The 14,259-nt window shown below is 72.6% G+C and carries 14 protein-coding genes and 1 pseudogene; 7 read left to right on the forward strand and 8 right to left on the reverse strand.

Going from position 1 to position 14,259, the window contains the following annotated elements:
• The first annotated feature begins 205 nt into the window (after positions 1-205).
• The 3 genes from ACWEV0_RS23445 (at position 206) to ACWEV0_RS23455 (ending at position 3,731) form a co-directional block, all read left to right on the forward strand.
• Positions 206-1,018, forward strand: a complete 813-nt coding sequence (locus ACWEV0_RS23445; protein WP_453151364.1) for a class I SAM-dependent methyltransferase — start codon at positions 206-208, stop codon at positions 1,016-1,018.
• A 202-nt stretch (positions 1,019-1,220) separates the two neighbouring features.
• Positions 1,221-2,276 (forward strand): NlpC/P60 family protein, encoded by a 1,056-nt coding sequence (locus ACWEV0_RS23450; protein ID WP_453151365.1) that lies wholly within the window; start codon positions 1,221-1,223, stop codon positions 2,274-2,276.
• A gap of 153 nt (positions 2,277-2,429) precedes the next feature.
• Positions 2,430-3,731 carry a PP2C family protein-serine/threonine phosphatase gene (locus ACWEV0_RS23455; protein WP_453151366.1) on the forward strand — a complete coding sequence of 434 codons (1,302 nt, stop codon included), beginning with the start codon at positions 2,430-2,432 and terminating at the stop codon, positions 3,729-3,731.
• 108 nt (positions 3,732-3,839) lie between these two features.
• On the opposite strand, the gene ACWEV0_RS23460 is transcribed toward ACWEV0_RS23455, so the two are convergent.
• The 5 genes from ACWEV0_RS23460 to ACWEV0_RS23480 all read right to left on the reverse strand — a co-directional run bounded on the left by ACWEV0_RS23460 (position 3,840) and on the right by ACWEV0_RS23480 (position 8,261).
• Entirely contained in the window at positions 3,840-4,175 is a 336-nt protein-coding gene (locus ACWEV0_RS23460; RefSeq protein ID WP_453151367.1) for a DUF2516 family protein, read from the reverse strand.
• A gap of 94 nt (positions 4,176-4,269) precedes the next feature.
• A complete protein-coding gene (locus ACWEV0_RS23465; RefSeq protein ID WP_453151368.1) occupies positions 4,270-4,791 on the reverse strand; it encodes a hypothetical protein in 522 nt (173 codons plus the stop codon).
• A gap of 22 nt (positions 4,792-4,813) precedes the next feature.
• Positions 4,814-5,200 (reverse strand): helix-turn-helix domain-containing protein, encoded by a 387-nt coding sequence (locus ACWEV0_RS23470; RefSeq protein ID WP_453151369.1) that lies wholly within the window; start codon positions 5,198-5,200, stop codon positions 4,814-4,816.
• A 57-nt stretch (positions 5,201-5,257) separates the two neighbouring features.
• A complete protein-coding gene (locus tag ACWEV0_RS23475; RefSeq protein ID WP_453151370.1) occupies positions 5,258-5,854 on the reverse strand; it encodes a GNAT family N-acetyltransferase in 597 nt (198 codons plus the stop codon).
• A gap of 28 nt (positions 5,855-5,882) precedes the next feature.
• Positions 5,883-8,261: an ATP-binding cassette domain-containing protein gene (locus ACWEV0_RS23480; RefSeq protein WP_453151371.1), complete on the reverse strand. Its 2,379-nt coding sequence runs from the start codon at positions 8,259-8,261 to the stop codon at positions 5,883-5,885.
• Positions 8,262-8,413: 152 nt separating this feature from the next.
• Between ACWEV0_RS23480 and ACWEV0_RS23485 the strand changes: the two genes are divergently transcribed.
• Complete coding sequence (locus ACWEV0_RS23485) at positions 8,414-8,854, forward strand: helix-turn-helix transcriptional regulator (RefSeq protein WP_453151397.1); 441 nt, start codon at positions 8,414-8,416, stop codon at positions 8,852-8,854.
• A gap of 10 nt (positions 8,855-8,864) precedes the next feature.
• Entirely contained in the window at positions 8,865-9,293 is a 429-nt protein-coding gene (locus ACWEV0_RS23490; protein WP_453151372.1) for a VOC family protein, read from the forward strand.
• Here ACWEV0_RS23490 and ACWEV0_RS23495 read toward each other — a convergent pair.
• Positions 9,274-9,794: pseudogene (locus tag ACWEV0_RS23495) on the reverse strand (HAD domain-containing protein). The gene ACWEV0_RS23490 and the pseudogene ACWEV0_RS23495 sit on opposite strands and share 20 nt — an antisense overlap.
• A 77-nt stretch (positions 9,795-9,871) precedes the next feature.
• Here ACWEV0_RS23495 and ACWEV0_RS23500 point away from each other — a divergent pair.
• Together ACWEV0_RS23500 and ACWEV0_RS23505 are read left to right on the forward strand one after the other, a co-directional pair.
• Positions 9,872-10,357, forward strand: coding sequence for a MarR family winged helix-turn-helix transcriptional regulator (locus tag ACWEV0_RS23500; protein ID WP_453151373.1), 486 nt, complete (start codon positions 9,872-9,874; stop codon positions 10,355-10,357).
• Positions 10,358-10,445: 88 nt separating this feature from the next.
• Positions 10,446-11,882: an MFS transporter gene (locus tag ACWEV0_RS23505; protein WP_453151374.1), complete on the forward strand. Its 1,437-nt coding sequence runs from the start codon at positions 10,446-10,448 to the stop codon at positions 11,880-11,882.
• Between the two features lie 233 nt (positions 11,883-12,115).
• Here ACWEV0_RS23505 and ACWEV0_RS23510 read toward each other — a convergent pair whose 3' ends face one another.
• Both ACWEV0_RS23510 and ACWEV0_RS23515 read right to left on the reverse strand, forming a co-directional pair.
• A complete protein-coding gene (locus ACWEV0_RS23510; RefSeq protein ID WP_453151375.1) occupies positions 12,116-13,366 on the reverse strand; it encodes a GNAT family N-acetyltransferase in 1,251 nt (416 codons plus the stop codon).
• A 203-nt stretch (positions 13,367-13,569) separates the two neighbouring features.
• Positions 13,570-14,238, reverse strand: coding sequence for an RsiG family protein (locus tag ACWEV0_RS23515; RefSeq protein WP_453151376.1), 669 nt, complete (start codon positions 14,236-14,238; stop codon positions 13,570-13,572).
• Between the last annotated feature and the right edge of the window lie 21 nt (positions 14,239-14,259).

Genomic DNA, 14,259 nt, shown 5'->3' on the forward strand with positions numbered 1-14,259 from the left:
TGACGACTGTCGGGCATGACGAGCGAGGGCGCGTGGCACCCCGCAACGGCGACAACACCCGGCCGGTCCGATTTCATTTCCGGCGCCGGCGCCGCTTTGCCAATTTGTTGCGCGGTCAGCGCCCGAGCAGGACCTGCTCAGGACCTGGACGAGACCTGGACAGAACCTGGTCAGGCCCTCCACCAGCACCCTTTACGCTCGTTCCATGGCATCCCGCACCCCCCGCACGGCCGGGCCCCGCCCCGTCGGCACGGTCACCCGCGGGACCACCAACCCCAACCGGCTGCGCCGCCAGGACCGCTGGATCGCCGCCGTGCACGGCCCGGCCCTGCGCCGCTCCGACGCGCCGCCCGTCGCCGTCGACCTCGGCTACGGCGCCGCGCCCTGGACCGCCGTCGAGCTGCTCGCCCGGCTGCGCACCGCCGACCCCCGCACGCTGCTCTACGGCATCGAGATCGAGCCGGCCCGGGTCGCCGCCGCGAAGCCGTACGAGCGCGAGGGCCTGGAGTTCCGGCACGGCGGCTTCGAGGTGCCGGTGCCCGGCGAGGTCGCGCTGATCCGGGCCGCGAACGTGCTGCGGCAGTACGACGAGGAGCAGGTGGCCGCGGTCTGGGAGCGCCTGTGCGCCCGCCTCGCGCCCGAGGGCCTCCTCGTCGAGGGGACGTGCGACGAGATCGGCCGGCGGCACGTGTGGGTGGCGCTCGACCGGTCGGGGCCGCGGACGGTGACCTTCGCGACCCGGCTCGGCTCGCTCGACCGGCCCTCCGACCTGGCGGAGCGGCTGCCCAAGGCGCTGATCCACCGGAACGTGCCGGGCGAGCCGGTGCACGCGTTCCTGCGGGACTTCGACCGGGCGTGGGCGGCGGCGGCCCCGTTCGCCTCGCTCGGCGCCCGGCAGCGCTGGATCCGCTCCGTACGCGATCTGGCGGCCGACTGGCCGCTGACGGACGGTCCGCGGCGGTGGCGGCAGGGCGAGGTGACGGTGCGGTGGGAGGCACTGGCGCCGAACTCCCGGTGAATTCCGGACGGGTGGCGAGCACCGCCCGCGACTCGGGGGAACGCAACAGGAGCAACGCACGTCACCACTAGGGGGGAGTGACCCGACAGGCCCGGCTCTCCCCTGTTGTTTTCCGGTTTCGCATGGCACTATCGCCAAGGTCACGACCAAGTTACTGACGGTAAATCAGTTAAGTTCATGCAGGTCACTTGAGGGGGAGCCAGTGAACCGACGCCGCCACGCCATCGCCACGCTCACCGTGGTCTGCGCCCTGACGGTGCTCGCCTCGCCGGCGCTCACCCTGCAGGCCGCCGCCGCCCCGCTCCCCCCGCCGCCGAAGCAGCCGCAGAAGACCCTCGAAGAGGTCCGCGAGGAGATCGACGAGCTCTACCGGCAGGCCGCCGTCGCCACCGACGCGTACAACCTCGCCGAGGAGAAGACCAAGGAGCAGTCCGCCGAGATCGTGCAGCTGGCCCGGATGATCGTGGCCGGCCAGCAGAAGATCGCGGACCTCAAGGCCCGGGCCGGCGCCACGGCCCGCGCCCAGTACCGCAACGGCGGTCTGCCGGACGGCGCCCAGCTCGTCCTCACCAACGACCCCCAGCTCTTCCTCGACAACGCGGGCCGGCTCAAGGAGGGGCAGAAGGCCACCACCGATCTGCTCGCCGAACTGACGCAGACCCAGTCCGAGTTGACCACCTACGCCAAGGACGCCAGCGACAACTGGACCAAGCTGGAGGCCAACCGGGTCAAGCAGGCCAAGGCGAAGAAGGAGATCAACGACAAGATCGACGCGGCGAAGAAGCTGGAGTCCCAGCTCGCCGCCGAGGAGCGGGCCCGGCTGCTCGCCCTGGAGCAGCAGGCGCAGTACCGGGCGCAGACCAAGTGGCTCGACTCGGGCATCCTCAAGGAGCTGAACGAGCAGGCCACCCCGGCCGGCAGGCGGGCGGTGGAGTTCGCCACCGCGCAGATCGGCAAGCCGTACGTGTGGGGGGCCGAGGGCCCGGCCTCGTACGACTGCTCGGGACTCACCCAGTCCGCCTGGGGTGCCGCCGGCCTGTCCATCCCGCGCACCTCGCAGGAGCAGTGGCGGCTGCTGAAGCACGTGGACATCAAGGACATGCGGCCCGGCGACCTGATCGTCTACTACAAGGACGCCAGTCATATCGGGATGTACGTGGGGAACGGGGCGATCGTGCACGCGCCGCGCCCCGGGCGGAACGTGACGCTCACGGGCGCGGGCACGATGGAGATCCTGGGCGTCGTCCGCCCGGAGTGACCTTTCTCATCGGAACAGGGGCGCCTACCTCCCCATCCGCGGCATATGCCAACGGGTTCCGGCGGTCCGCTCTGTGATCGCCGTTCCGCATCGGCGCACGGGCCCGCTATGGTCGGTCCCCGGCCCTCGGGGGGAGGGAAGGAAACCAGACCGATGCCCGTACCCGTACCGCGCCAGAGAATCGATTCTCCCGCGGCACCCGGAACGCCCGGCACCACCACCACGAACGCTGGCACCGGTGGCACCGCCACCGACCTCACGCTCCTCGTCGTCGAGGACGACCCGGCGGGCGCGCTCGCCGTGCCCGACATGCTCGACGCGGCCGGCCCCCGGCTCCGCGTCCGCACCGCCCGCAACCTCACCGAGGCCGAGCGGCTGCTCACCGACGACGTGCACTGCATCCTGGTCGACCTCGCCCTGCCCGCACCCCGTGGAGCGGAGGACGACCCGCTCGCGCCGCTCCGGCACATCCTGCGGCTCGCGCCGCGCCACGCCGTCCTCGCCCTCGCCGCCTCCGCGGACGCGGAACTCGCGGCCGAGGCGGTACGGGTCGGGGCGCAGGACCACCTCTTCCGCGAGGAGCTCGACGGACGGCTCCTCAGCCGGGCCATCCGGTACGCGGTCGAGCGCAAGCGCGCCGACGCCGTGCAGGTCAAGCTCACCGAGTCCCGGCTGCGCGCCCAGGAGAACGCCCGTCTGGAGCGCGGCCTCCTGCCGACCCCGCTCCTGGAGGGCTCCGCGCTCCGCTTCGCCGCCCGCTACCGGCCCGGCCGGTCCCGCGCGCTGCTCGGCGGCGACTTCTACGACACCGTCCGCACCCCCGACGGCACCGTCCACGCCATGATCGGCGACGTCTGCGGCCACGGCCCGGACGAGGCCGCGCTCGGCGTGGAACTGCGGATCGCCTGGCGGGCGCTGACCTTCGCGGGCCTGTGCGGGGACGAGCTGCTCTCCACGCTCCAGCAGGTCCTGGAGCACGAGCGGGAGAGCGAGGAGATCTTCGCGACGCTCTGCACGGTCGACATCGCGCCCGACGGGCGCCGGGCCGGGCTCTCCCTGGCCGGCCACCCCGCGCCGCTGATCGCCCGGCACGGACTGCCGGCCCGGCTCCTGCCCTACGACGAGGGAGGCCCGGCCCTCGGCCTGCTGCCGCGCGCCCGCTGGCCGCGCCGACAGGTCGAGCTGGGGGCGAGCTGGAGCCTGCTGATGTACACGGACGGCCTGATCGAGGGCCGCTCGGCGGGCCCGGGCTCGCCGCGACTCGGCCAGGACGGAATGGTCGAGATGATCAACCGGCAGCTGGCGGCGGGACTGCGCGGCGAGGAGCTGCTCGACGCGGCCGTGACGGAGGTGCGCGAGCTGAACGGCGGGGAGCTGACGGACGACGTGGCGGTGCTGGCGCTGGAACGGGACCGGGAAGGCGACCTGGTACGGGACAGGGCCCGGAGTCAGTGACCCCGGGCCCTGCACGGATGACCGGGCCGAGGTCAGTGAGCCCGGGCCCTGCACGGATGACCGGGCCGGAGTCAGTGACCCCGGGCCCTGTGTGGTAACCGGGCCGGATCACCGGCCGCCGTTGTAGGGGCCGTACGGTCCGTCGCTGCTGGAGCCGCCGCGGCGGCCGCCTCCGGAGACCTGACGGAGGGCCGGCCGCACGTCCACCATGAAGACGATGGCGGCGATGAGTCCGGCGATCTGCAGGAACAGCATCGGCAGCAGCACGTTGAGGAGCAGGTTGATCCCGAGCAGGATCAGCCAGAACTTCTTGGTCTGCTTGTCGGCGGCACGATACGCGTCCTCCCGGGCCATGGCGGCGAAGACGAACGCGGCGACGGCGAAGCCGGTGAAGACCAGGAAGGTCACCAGGGAGAGGATCGAGTCGAAGCCGTTCGCCAACATGCTGTGCACCGCCTAGGTGAGTGGGTGGAGCGCCTCGCGGCCAAGGTACCCGGTACAACGCTCCGGACACCCGGTTTGGTGCCCGGACCGGGGACTACTCGCCGCTTTCGGCGGCAACGGTCTTCTTGGCGGGCGTCTTGCGGGTGGTGGTCTTGCGGGCGGCGGGCTTGGGAGCCGCCACCTCCGCGGCCTTGGCCTCCGGCTTCGGCTCGGGGTCCGGCTCGACGACGACGGCGATCTCGGTGATCTCCTCGGCGACCTCGCCCCGCCACGCCTTGACGGCCTCCTCGCCGTGCGCGGCGAGCTCCTCGTACTTCTCGCGCGCCTTCACCGCGTACTCGGCGGCGACGCCGACCCCGCGCAGCGCCAGGTCCTGGGCCTGCTCGCCCAGCTTCTTCAGGTCGGTGTCGATGCCGCCCACGAACTCGGCGAACTTCGCCTGCGCCTTCTCCTGCACCGCCTTCGGGTCCGTCTTCTTCACGGCCTCGATCCGCGCGGGCGCCTCGGCGGCGAGCTGCTCGATGAGCCCGGGCACCTTCTTGGCCTGCTGCACGGCGAGGTCGGCGGTGCCGGCGGCGAAGTAGAGGGGGGTACGCAGTTCGTCGATGATGGCCATGGTCGTGGTCCTCCCAGAAGTGCTACGTGTCGGTGGGCTGCGCCGGCTGCCCGGCGGTGTTCTCGGCGGCGTTCTCCTTGCGGAAGGAGTCGTAGATCTGGAGCAGCACCTGCTTCTGCCGCTCGTTGATCGAGGGATCGGCCAGGATGACGGCGCGCGTCTCCAGCTCGTCCCGGTCCTTCTCGTCGAGGATCCCGGCGCGCACGTACAGCGTCTCGGCGGAGATCCGCAGGGCCTTCGCGACCTGCTGCAGCACCTCCGCGCTGGGCTTGCGCAGCCCCCGCTCGATCTGACTCAGATACGGATTCGACACCCCCGCGGCCTCGGCGAGCTGCCGCAGGGACAGCTGCGCGGTGCGCCGCTGCTCGCGGAGGTACTCACCGAGATTGCCGACGTTGAGCGATGCCATGTCTCGACCCTGCCAGCTGCCGCTAACTATTGCAAGCAGGTGCTTGCAATAGTTCTGTTACGCGCGCGCCTCAACCTCCGCCGGCCGGCCCGCGTCCCCGCGCAGCCGCCCGTACATCACCATGTCCCGCCGCTCCTCCCCCACCTGCTGCCAGCCCCGCAGCACCCCCTCACGGCGGAAGCCGGCGCGTTCCGCCGTGCGGGCCGAGGCGGTGTTCCAGGGTTCGACGCAGAGTTCGAGCCGGGGGACTTCGAGGTCCCGGAAGGCCCATTCCGCGACCGTGGCGAGAGCGGTGCCGGCGATGGCGTGGCCGCGTGCGGCGGGGCTGAGCCAGTAGCCGAGGGAGGCGCGGCCCTGGGCGAGGTCCTTGAGCCAGAGCCCGATGAAGCCGACCGGGCGGGCGGCCTGACCGGCGTCCACGGCCGGGAGCTCGATGGCGAAGGGATAACCGGCCCCCGTCGCGGCGCGGGACCACTGGCGCTCGACGAAGGCGCGGCCCTCGGCCTCGGAATAGGACGGGGGCACGGTCGTGATCAGGGGGATGTACGGGTCGGCGGACGCCTCGCGGACCAGCGCGAGGTCCGGGTCCGCGAGGCGCCAGGGGCGCAGGGTGAGGCCGGTGGGGGCGGTCAGGACGGGGACGGTCAGCTCCATCCCCGTATCCTGCCGCGCGTCCCTGCCGTCAGGCGCCCACGTACTCCGCCAGGTGCTGCCCCGTCAGCGTCGAGCGGGCCGCGACCAGTTCAGCCGGGGTGCCCTCGAAGACGATGCGGCCGCCGTCGTGACCGGCGCCGGGGCCGAGGTCGATGATCCAGTCGGCGTGGACCATGACGGCCTGGTGGTGCTCGACGACGATGACGGACTTGCCGGAGTCGACGAGCCGGTCGAGGAGGCCGAGGAGCTGTTCGACGTCGGCGAGGTGGAGGCCGGCGGTGGGCTCGTCGAGGACGTAGACGCCGCCCTTGTCGCCCATGTGGGTGGCCAGCTTGAGTCGCTGGCGCTCGCCGCCGGAGAGGGTGGTGAGCGGCTGGCCGAGGCTGAGGTAGCCGAGGCCGACGTCGGCGAGGCGCTCCACGATGCGGTGGGCGGCCGGGGTGCGGGCTTCACCCGCGCCGAGGAACGCCTCGGCCTCCTCGACGGACATGGCGAGCACCTCGGCGATGTTCCGGCCGCCGAAGCGGTATTCGAGGACCGAGGCCTGGAAGCGCCTCCCCTCGCACTCCTCGCACACCGTGGACACCCCGGCCATCATCGCCAGGTCCGTGTAGACGACCCCGGCGCCGTTGCAGGTCGGGCAGGCGCCCTCCGAGTTGGCGCTGAACAGCGCCGGCTTCACGCCGTTGGCCTTGGCGAACGCCTTGCGGATCGGGTCGAGGAGCCCGGTGTACGTCGCCGGGTTGGAGCGCCGCGAGCCGCGGATCGCGCCCTGGTCGACCGACACCACGCCCGCGCCCCGGGGAATCGAGCCGTGCACCAGCGAGCTCTTGCCGGAACCGGCGACACCGGTGACGACGGCGAGGACGCCGAGCGGGATGTCGACGTCGACGTCGCGCAGGTTGTTCGCGCTCGCGCCGCGCACCTCCAGGACGCCGGTCGGCTTCCGTACGGAGTCCTTGATCGTCGCCCGGTCGCCGAAGTGCCGGCCGGTGACCGTGTCGCTGCCCCGCAGCGCGTCGACCGTGCCCTCGAAGCAGACGCTGCCGCCCGCCGTACCCGCGCCGGGCCCGAGATCCACCACGTGGTCGGCGATCGCGATGGTCTCCGGCTTGTGCTCGACGACGAGGACCGTGTTGCCCTTGTCGCGCAGCCGCAGCAGCAGGCCGTTCATGCGCTGGATGTCGTGCGGGTGCAGCCCGGTCGTCGGCTCGTCGAAGACGTACGTGACGTCGGTGAGCGACGACCCGAGGTGCCGGATCATCTTCACGCGCTGTGCCTCGCCGCCCGAGAGGGTGCCCGAGGGGCGGTCGAGCGCGAGATAGCCGAGGCCGATCTCCACGAACGAGTCGAGCGTCTGCTGGAGCGTCGCGAGCAGCGGCGCCACCGCCGGGTCCTCGACGCCGCGCACCCACTCCGCCAGGTCGCTGATCTGCATCGCGCACACGTCGGCGATGCTCTTCCCGCCGATCTTCGACGAGCGGGCGCCCTCGTTGAGGCGGGTGCCGTCGCAGTCGGGGCAGGTGGCGAAGGTGACCGCGCGCTCGACGAAGGCGCGGACGTGCGGCTGGAGGGAGTCGATGTCCTTCGACAGCATCGACTTCTGGAGCTTGGGGATCAGGCCCTCGTAGGTGAGGTTGATGCCCTCGACCTTGATCTTGGTCGGCTCGCGGTGCAGGAGGTCGTTCAGCTCGCGCTTGGTGTAGCGGCGGATCGGCTTGTCCATTTCGAAGAAGCCGCTGCCGGAGAAGATCCGGCCGAACCAGCCGTCCATGCTGTAGCCGGGGATCGTCAGCGCGCCCTCGGCGAGCGACTTCGTGTCGTCGTACAGCGCCGTGAGGTCGATGTCGGAGACCGCGCCACGGCCCTCGCAGCGCGGGCACATGCCGCCGGTGACGGTGAAGCTGCGCCGCTCCTTCACCGTCCGGCCGCCCTTCTCGACGGAGATCGCGCCGGCGCCGCTGACGGAGGCGACGTTGAAGGAGAACGCCTTCGGGCCGCCGATGTGCGGCGTGCCGAGGCGGCTGAAGAGGATCCGCAGCATGGCGTTGGCGTCGGTGGCGGTGCCGACGGTGGAGCGCGGGTCGCCGCCCATCCGCTGCTGGTCGACGGTGATCGCGGTGGTCAGACCGTCGAGGACGTCGACGTCGGGGCGGCCGAGGGAGGGCATGAAGCCCTGGACGAAGGCGCTGTACGTCTCGTTGATCAGCCGCTGCGACTCGGCCGCGATCGTGTCGAAGACGAGGGAGCTCTTGCCGGAGCCGGAGACGCCGGTGAAGACGGTGAGCCGGCGCTTCGGGAGCTCGATGCTGACGTCCTTGAGGTTGTTCTCGCGCGCGCCGTGCACGCGGATCATGTCGTGGCTGTCGGCGGCGTGCGACGGCTTGCTCATCGACGGCTTGCTCATCGTGTCTCCTCGGCGGTGGTGGCTCGCAGCAGCCAGGCTAGGCGGGGCGGCCCGAGGCTGCTTCTCCATTCCTGACGGGCCTCGGCGGTACGTACTGTGGGACCGTGACGCCGACCCTCGACGACCTGGTGAGACTGCGCCGCGCGCGGGACATGATCGACCGCGACTACGCGGAGCCGCTCGACGTGCCGGCCCTGGCGCGGGCCGCGCTGATGTCGGCCGGGCACTTCCAGCGGAGCTTCCGGGCCGCGTACGGGGAGACGCCGTACAGCTACCTCATGACCCGGCGGATCGAGCGGGCGAAGACGCTGCTGCGGCGTGGCGACCTGAGCGTGACGGAGGTGTGCTTCGCGGTCGGGTGTACGTCGCTCGGGTCGTTCAGCACACGCTTCACGGAACTGGTCGGGGAGAGCCCGAGCGCGTACCGGGCGCGGAACCACGAGGCGGGCGAGCCGATCCCGGCGTGCGTGGCGAAGTTCCTGACGCGCCCCACCCGGGCGCCACGGCAGCCCGCCCCGGACCCCGAGCCCGATCCGGAACCCGATCCGGAACCGGTCAGGAACGGAGAAGCGGAAAGCCCCGCGGGCTCCTAACGTCGGTTCCATGAACACGAACGCCACCACCATCAACCTGTCCCAGTGCTTCATCGCCGTCGACGACCACGACAAGGCGCTCGCCTTCTACCGCGACGCGCTCGGCCTCGAGGTCCGCAACGACGTCTCCTTCGAGGGCATGCGCTGGGTCACCGTCGGCTCGCCCACCCAGCCGGACGTCGAGATCGTCCTCGAACCGCCGCTCGCCGACCCCAACGCCCCGGCCGCCGACCGCCAGGCCGCCGCCGAACTCCTCGCCAAGGGCATGCTGCGCGGCGTCATCTTCCGCACGGAAGACGTCGACGCCACCTTCGAGCGCATCCGCGCGGCGGGCGGCGAGGTCCTCCAGGAGCCCATGGACCAGCCGTACGGCGTCCGCGACTGCGCGTTCCGCGACCCCGCGGGCAACATGCTCCGCTTCAACCAGCCCCGCTCCTGACCGCACCCCCGACCCCGCCCCCGAGCCCGGCCACCCAGGCCGCGACGGCCGCCAAGTCCGCCTCCCCGAGGCCCCTACGGGGATCCACCCGGCGCAGCAGAGCCGGCGCCGGGTGGTGGGCGGCCGTCCAGGCGCGGTCGGGGGCGGTGATCTCGTCGTCCAGCCAGACGTACGGCCGCCCGCCCGCCCAGGCGGAAAGAGCCGCGTCTTCCAGTGAAGCCCCGCGACCACGTCCACGAGGTCGTCGTCCGGCCAGTCCACCACCGGCAGCGGCTGCAGCCCGAGCCTCGGCGCGAGCAGCTCGTTGGCGTCGGAGCCCCAGGTGGTCGCCCAGACGAGCTCGCAGCCGAGAGCGCCGAGGCGCGGGCCGTACGCCGGGTCGAGGCGCCGGAGGAGCGGATGGGCGTCCGGCGGCGGGACGGGCCCGTAGGAGGGGTACGGGGTCGGGGCGCCGAAGGGGATCAGGGGGCCGTCCACGTCGAGGAAGAGCAAGGGCCGCATGGGGCCAGCCTGGCACCTCGCCCACTCGTGCGCTCGCCGATAATCCGCGACAAAACGGTTCTCGTTACCCTGGCCGTATGACTGCCATGGCACCCGCGCGTACCGAGCCCGACCTCTCCTACCTCCTCGACCACTCGAGTCATGTCCTGCGCAGCCAGATGGCCGCCCGGCTCGCCGAGATCGGGCTGACGGCGCGGATGCACTGCGTGCTGGTGCACGCGCTGGAGGAGGAGCGGACGCAGGCGCAGCTCGCGGAGATCGGGGACATGGACAAGACGACCATGGTCGTGACCGTCGACGCACTGGAGAAGGCCGGGCTCGCGGAGCGGCGGGCGTCGAGTGCGGACCGGCGCGCGCGGATCATCGCGGTGACCGAGGAGGGCGCGAAGGTCGCGGCGCGGAGTCAGCGGATCGTGGACGAGGTGCATCAGGCGGCGCTCGGGGCGCTGCCCGAGGACGAGCGGGAGGTCCTGGTGCGCGCCCTGAACCGGCTGGTCACGGGACATCTGGAGACCGCTGTCGAGGGTCCGCACACCGCGCGGCGGGCACGCCAGAAGAGCTGAGAGCCGATCTCGTTCCGAGATAGATGGTCTACAACAAAACTATCTGTTAGCGTTCTTCCTGTCGCCACACCCGACAGGAGACCCCGCCATGCGCACCTCCCGCTGGACCGCCCTCGCCGTCCTCGCCACCTCCCTCCTCATGACCGTCCTCGACGGCAGCATCGTCACCGTCGCCATGCCCGCCATCCAGGCCGACCTCGGATTCACCCCCGGCGGCCTCAGCTGGGTCGTCAACGCCTACCTCATCGCCTTCGGCGCCCTGCTCCTCCTCTCCGGCCGCCTCGGCGACCTCATCGGGCGCAAGCGGATGTTCCTCGCCGGCACCGGACTCTTCACCGCCGCCTCCGTCCTGGCCGGCGCGGCCGCCACCCCCGCCGTCCTCATCGCCGCCCGCTTCCTCCAGGGCGTCGGCAGCGCGATGGCCTCCGCCGTCAGCCTCGGCATCCTCGTCACGCTCTTCCCCGAACCCCGCGACCGGGCCCGCGCCTTCGCCGTGTTCGGCTTCACCGGCGCCGCCGGAGCGTCCATCGGCCAGGTCGCCGGCGGCCTGCTCACCGACGCCCTCGCCTGGAACTGGATCTTCTTCATCAACCTCCCCATCGGCGCCGCCGCCCTGCTCCTCGCGCTCCCCACGCTCCCCGAGGACCCCACCAGGACCGCGCGGGGCGCCGCCGACGTCGTCGGCGCGCTGCTCGTCACCTCCGGCCTGACCACCGGGATCTACGCCGTCGTCAAGATCGAGGAGTACGGGGCCGCTTCGGCCCACACCCTCGGCCTCGGCGCCCTCGCGCTCGTCCTCCTCGCCGGCTTCCTCGTCCGCCAGGCCACCGCCGCCCAGCCCCTGATGCCGCTGCGGATCCTGCGCTCCCGCGCCGTCGCCGGCGCCAACCTCGTGCAGATGCTGATGGTCGCCGCCCTCTTCTCCTTCCAGATCCTCGTCGCCCTCTACCTCCAGAAGGTCCAGGGCTACGGCGCCGCCGAGACCGGGCTCGCGATGCTGCCCGCCGCCGCCGTCATCGGCACCGTCTCGCTCGGCCTCGCCGCCCGCCTCATCACCCGCTTCGGCGAGCGGAACGTCCTCCTCACCGGCCTCGTCCTGCTCTTCGGCGTGCTCGGCCTGCTGACCCGCGTGCCGGTCCACGCCTCGTACGCCGTGGACCTGCTGCCGGTGATGCTCCTCGCCGCCGGGTTCGGGCTCGCGCTGCCCGCGCTCACCGGGCTCGGCATGTCCGGGGCGAGCGAGGAGGACGCGGGCCTCGCCTCGGGCCTCTTCAACACGACCCAGCAGATCGGCATGGCCGTCGGCGTCGCCGTCCTCTCCACCCTGGCCAACGCCCGCACCGAGACCCTCACCGCTGCGGGCCGGCCCGTCGCCGAGGCGCTCACCTCCGGCTACCACCTCGCCTTCGCCGTCGGAGCCGCACTGCTCGTCGCCGCCTTCACCGTCGCCTTCCTGCTCCTCCGCACGGAGAAGCCCGCACCGGCCGCCCCCGCCACCCCGGAAGAGCTGACAGCTGCCGCGTGAGAGCCGACCGGCTCGTCGCCGCCCAGGCCGCCGCGCTGGGCGCCCGCATCGTCCGGCACCGATCCGGGCGAGGGCGGGCACGCCGCGATCTCCGCGACCGAGACCGCGTCGCAGCCCGCTAAAGGCACAGCTCGACGGCGGTGTCCGACAGCGTCTGCCGCGTCCGCTCCTTCTTCAGCTCCCGCAGCCCGCTCCCGGCGCCCTCCACGTGTGCACCCTCCACGTGCTCTCGATCAGAAGATGTCCATACTCCACGGCCGCCGCGAGGTCCGCAGCAGCAGATCCGCCCGCGCCGCCGCCCCGGCCGCGGCCTCCTCCACCCGGCCGAGTGCCCCGAGCCGCACCGCCGACTCGTCGCCCAGCACCAGCGTCGCCAACTCGGCCACGTCCAGGACCAGATCGGGCGCCGCCGTCGTCGGCGTGCACGAGCCGCCCTCCGGGGACGCGTCGAGCCGGTAGCGCCCGCCCGCGAAGCCGGCCGCGTCCCGCACGTCCAGGACGAGGCTGCCCTCCGCCGCGTACGTCCGCGGTTCGAGCACCTTCGGCACGTCCAGGATCCGCAGCCACAGCATGTCGGCGTGGGTGACGACCTGCGCGGCGCGCGGGTCGGGCAGCAGCAGCGGCAGCACGTCGTCGGGGGCGCGGTAGCCGGTGCGGACACGGGTGATCCAGTCGACCGAGCAGACGAACCGCCACAGCGCGCGCTCCGCGGCCGGCGTGACGGCGACCAGGTCGCGCACGCTCGCCGTGTTGACCGGCTGCTTCTGGTCGCTCCACTTGTCGTCGACGGTGTACGCGACATAGCCCTCGATCTCGCCGGCGGCGGACCGGTAGACGGCGTAGAACGGCTCGGTCCACGGCTCGAAGTGGTACGAGTTGCCGGTGCCGATGTCCCAGCCGCGCGCCGAGCGGTCGGTGACCCCGGCGCACTGCGCGGCGAAGCGCCGGTGCAGCGCCGGGCCCTCCTTGCGGATCTCGGCGCCGTCGGAGAAGTCGATGCGCCCGCCGCCGTCCGCCTCCCCCGGCCCGGACCAGCGGCCGTCCAGTCCGGAACGGGTCACGTCGACGACCCACTCGGTGGCCCAGCTGGCGACGCCGAAGCCGAACCGCCCGTAGATCGGGTACTCGGCCGCGATCAGCGTCGCGCACGCGTCGCCGCGCTCCTTCGCCCTCGCCAGGTCGCCGGCCATCATCCGGCTGAGCAGGCCGCGCCTGCGGTGGGTCGGGGAGACGGTGACCGCGCTGACCGCGTTCGCGGCGAGGTCGGCGCCGCCGACCGTGGACAGCTTCTGGTCGAAGGAGTGGAAGGTGGCGACGATCCGGCCGCGGTCGAAGGCGCCGTAGGTGCGGGTCAGGTCCGTGTGCGGCAGCCGGTCGGCGACCTCCTCGTCCTTGATCACCGGCGGGTTGAGGAAACCGACCCGCTTGGTCAGCAACCACTCCCGGAACTCGGACTGGTCGATCGCTCGCACCTCAAGGCTCATCCTTCGAGGCTATGCGGGCGGCAAAGCCGGGCGCACGCGAGTTTCCACGACCTGCCCGCGCACCACCTGCCCGGCGCCGACCAGCCCTCGGCGGCCTGCCCCCGCCAGCCTGTCCCGCGCCGACCGGCCCGCGGCGCCCTGTCCGCGCGCCGCCCTGCCCACGCGGCCCACCTGCCCCCGCGCCGATCTGCCCGCGCGGCCGGCTACGCCAACAGGTCGTCGACCTGTGCCTCGCCCTCCCGGTAGCGGCGGGCGATCTCCGCGCTGCAGTCGTCCGCCGTCCGCTGGAGCTGGTGCCTGCGCCGGGAGACCTGCTGCTCGTACCCCGCGAGCCGTCCCATCGCCGCGTGCAGCTCCTCGTCCGTACGGGCCGTCAGGTCCGACAGCTCGACCTCCGACAGCATCTCGGCCGCCAGCCGCCGGTACTCCTCGCCGCGCGGCGTCGACAGCGTCACGTGCCGCACCGACGTCCGGTGCCGCGACGGGGCGTCCGCGAGGATCTCCGAGAGCCGGTCGAGCACCGGCGTCTCCGGCCCGGCCCCCGCCGGCGCCTCGGCACCCGTGGGCGCCGGGTCGGTGCGGCGCGCCAGCTCGGCGCGCAGGATGTCGATCCGGCCCTGGAGCATCCGCCGTACGTAGCTCAGATCGGCCTCGTCGCTCTGCGCCTCGCGGCGCAGCGTCCGCAGCTCGGGCAGCCGCAGCGCGCCGAGTTCGGGCTGCGGCCGCTCCGGCAGGTCGGGCTCGGCCGTCCGCTGCACGGGCGGGCGCCCGACAGCTCCGTCGGCAAAACCGCCGGAACCGCCGGAACGGCCGGAGCCGCGGGTCAGGCGTACGGGACCGGACGGCGTGGGCCCGGTGCCAGGTGCAGTCATGAGAATCGTCCCCTCGACCGG

It is taken from the genome of Streptomyces sp. NPDC003943, from assembly GCF_053605265.1.

Bases quoted from the DNA above. Each gene is read 5' to 3' on its own strand.
- ACWEV0_RS23470 (WP_453151369.1), bottom strand. From the start codon at position 5,200: ATGGCATCGCTCAACGTCGGCAATCTCGGTGAGTACCTCCGCGAGCAG.
- ACWEV0_RS23505 (WP_453151374.1), top strand. From the start codon at position 10,446: ATGCGCACCTCCCGCTGGACCGCCCTCGCCGTCCTCGCCACCTCCCTC.
- ACWEV0_RS23460 (WP_453151367.1), bottom strand. From the start codon at position 4,175: ATGTTGGCGAACGGCTTCGACTCGATCCTCTCCCTGGTGACCTTCCTG.
- ACWEV0_RS23465 (WP_453151368.1), bottom strand. From the start codon at position 4,791: ATGGCCATCATCGACGAACTGCGTACCCCCCTCTACTTCGCCGCCGGC.
- ACWEV0_RS23480 (WP_453151371.1), bottom strand. From the start codon at position 8,261: ATGAGCAAGCCGTCGATGAGCAAGCCGTCGCACGCCGCCGACAGCCAC.
- ACWEV0_RS23485 (WP_453151397.1), top strand. From the start codon at position 8,414: ATGATCGACCGCGACTACGCGGAGCCGCTCGACGTGCCGGCCCTGGCG.
- ACWEV0_RS23500 (WP_453151373.1), top strand. From the start codon at position 9,872: ATGACTGCCATGGCACCCGCGCGTACCGAGCCCGACCTCTCCTACCTC.
- ACWEV0_RS23445 (WP_453151364.1), top strand. From the start codon at position 206: ATGGCATCCCGCACCCCCCGCACGGCCGGGCCCCGCCCCGTCGGCACG.
- ACWEV0_RS23510 (WP_453151375.1), bottom strand. From the start codon at position 13,366: ATGAGCCTTGAGGTGCGAGCGATCGACCAGTCCGAGTTCCGGGAGTGG.
- ACWEV0_RS23475 (WP_453151370.1), bottom strand. From the start codon at position 5,854: ATGGAGCTGACCGTCCCCGTCCTGACCGCCCCCACCGGCCTCACCCTG.
- ACWEV0_RS23490 (WP_453151372.1), top strand. From the start codon at position 8,865: ATGAACACGAACGCCACCACCATCAACCTGTCCCAGTGCTTCATCGCC.
- ACWEV0_RS23455 (WP_453151366.1), top strand. From the start codon at position 2,430: ATGCCCGTACCCGTACCGCGCCAGAGAATCGATTCTCCCGCGGCACCC.
- ACWEV0_RS23515 (WP_453151376.1), bottom strand. From the start codon at position 14,238: ATGACTGCACCTGGCACCGGGCCCACGCCGTCCGGTCCCGTACGCCTG.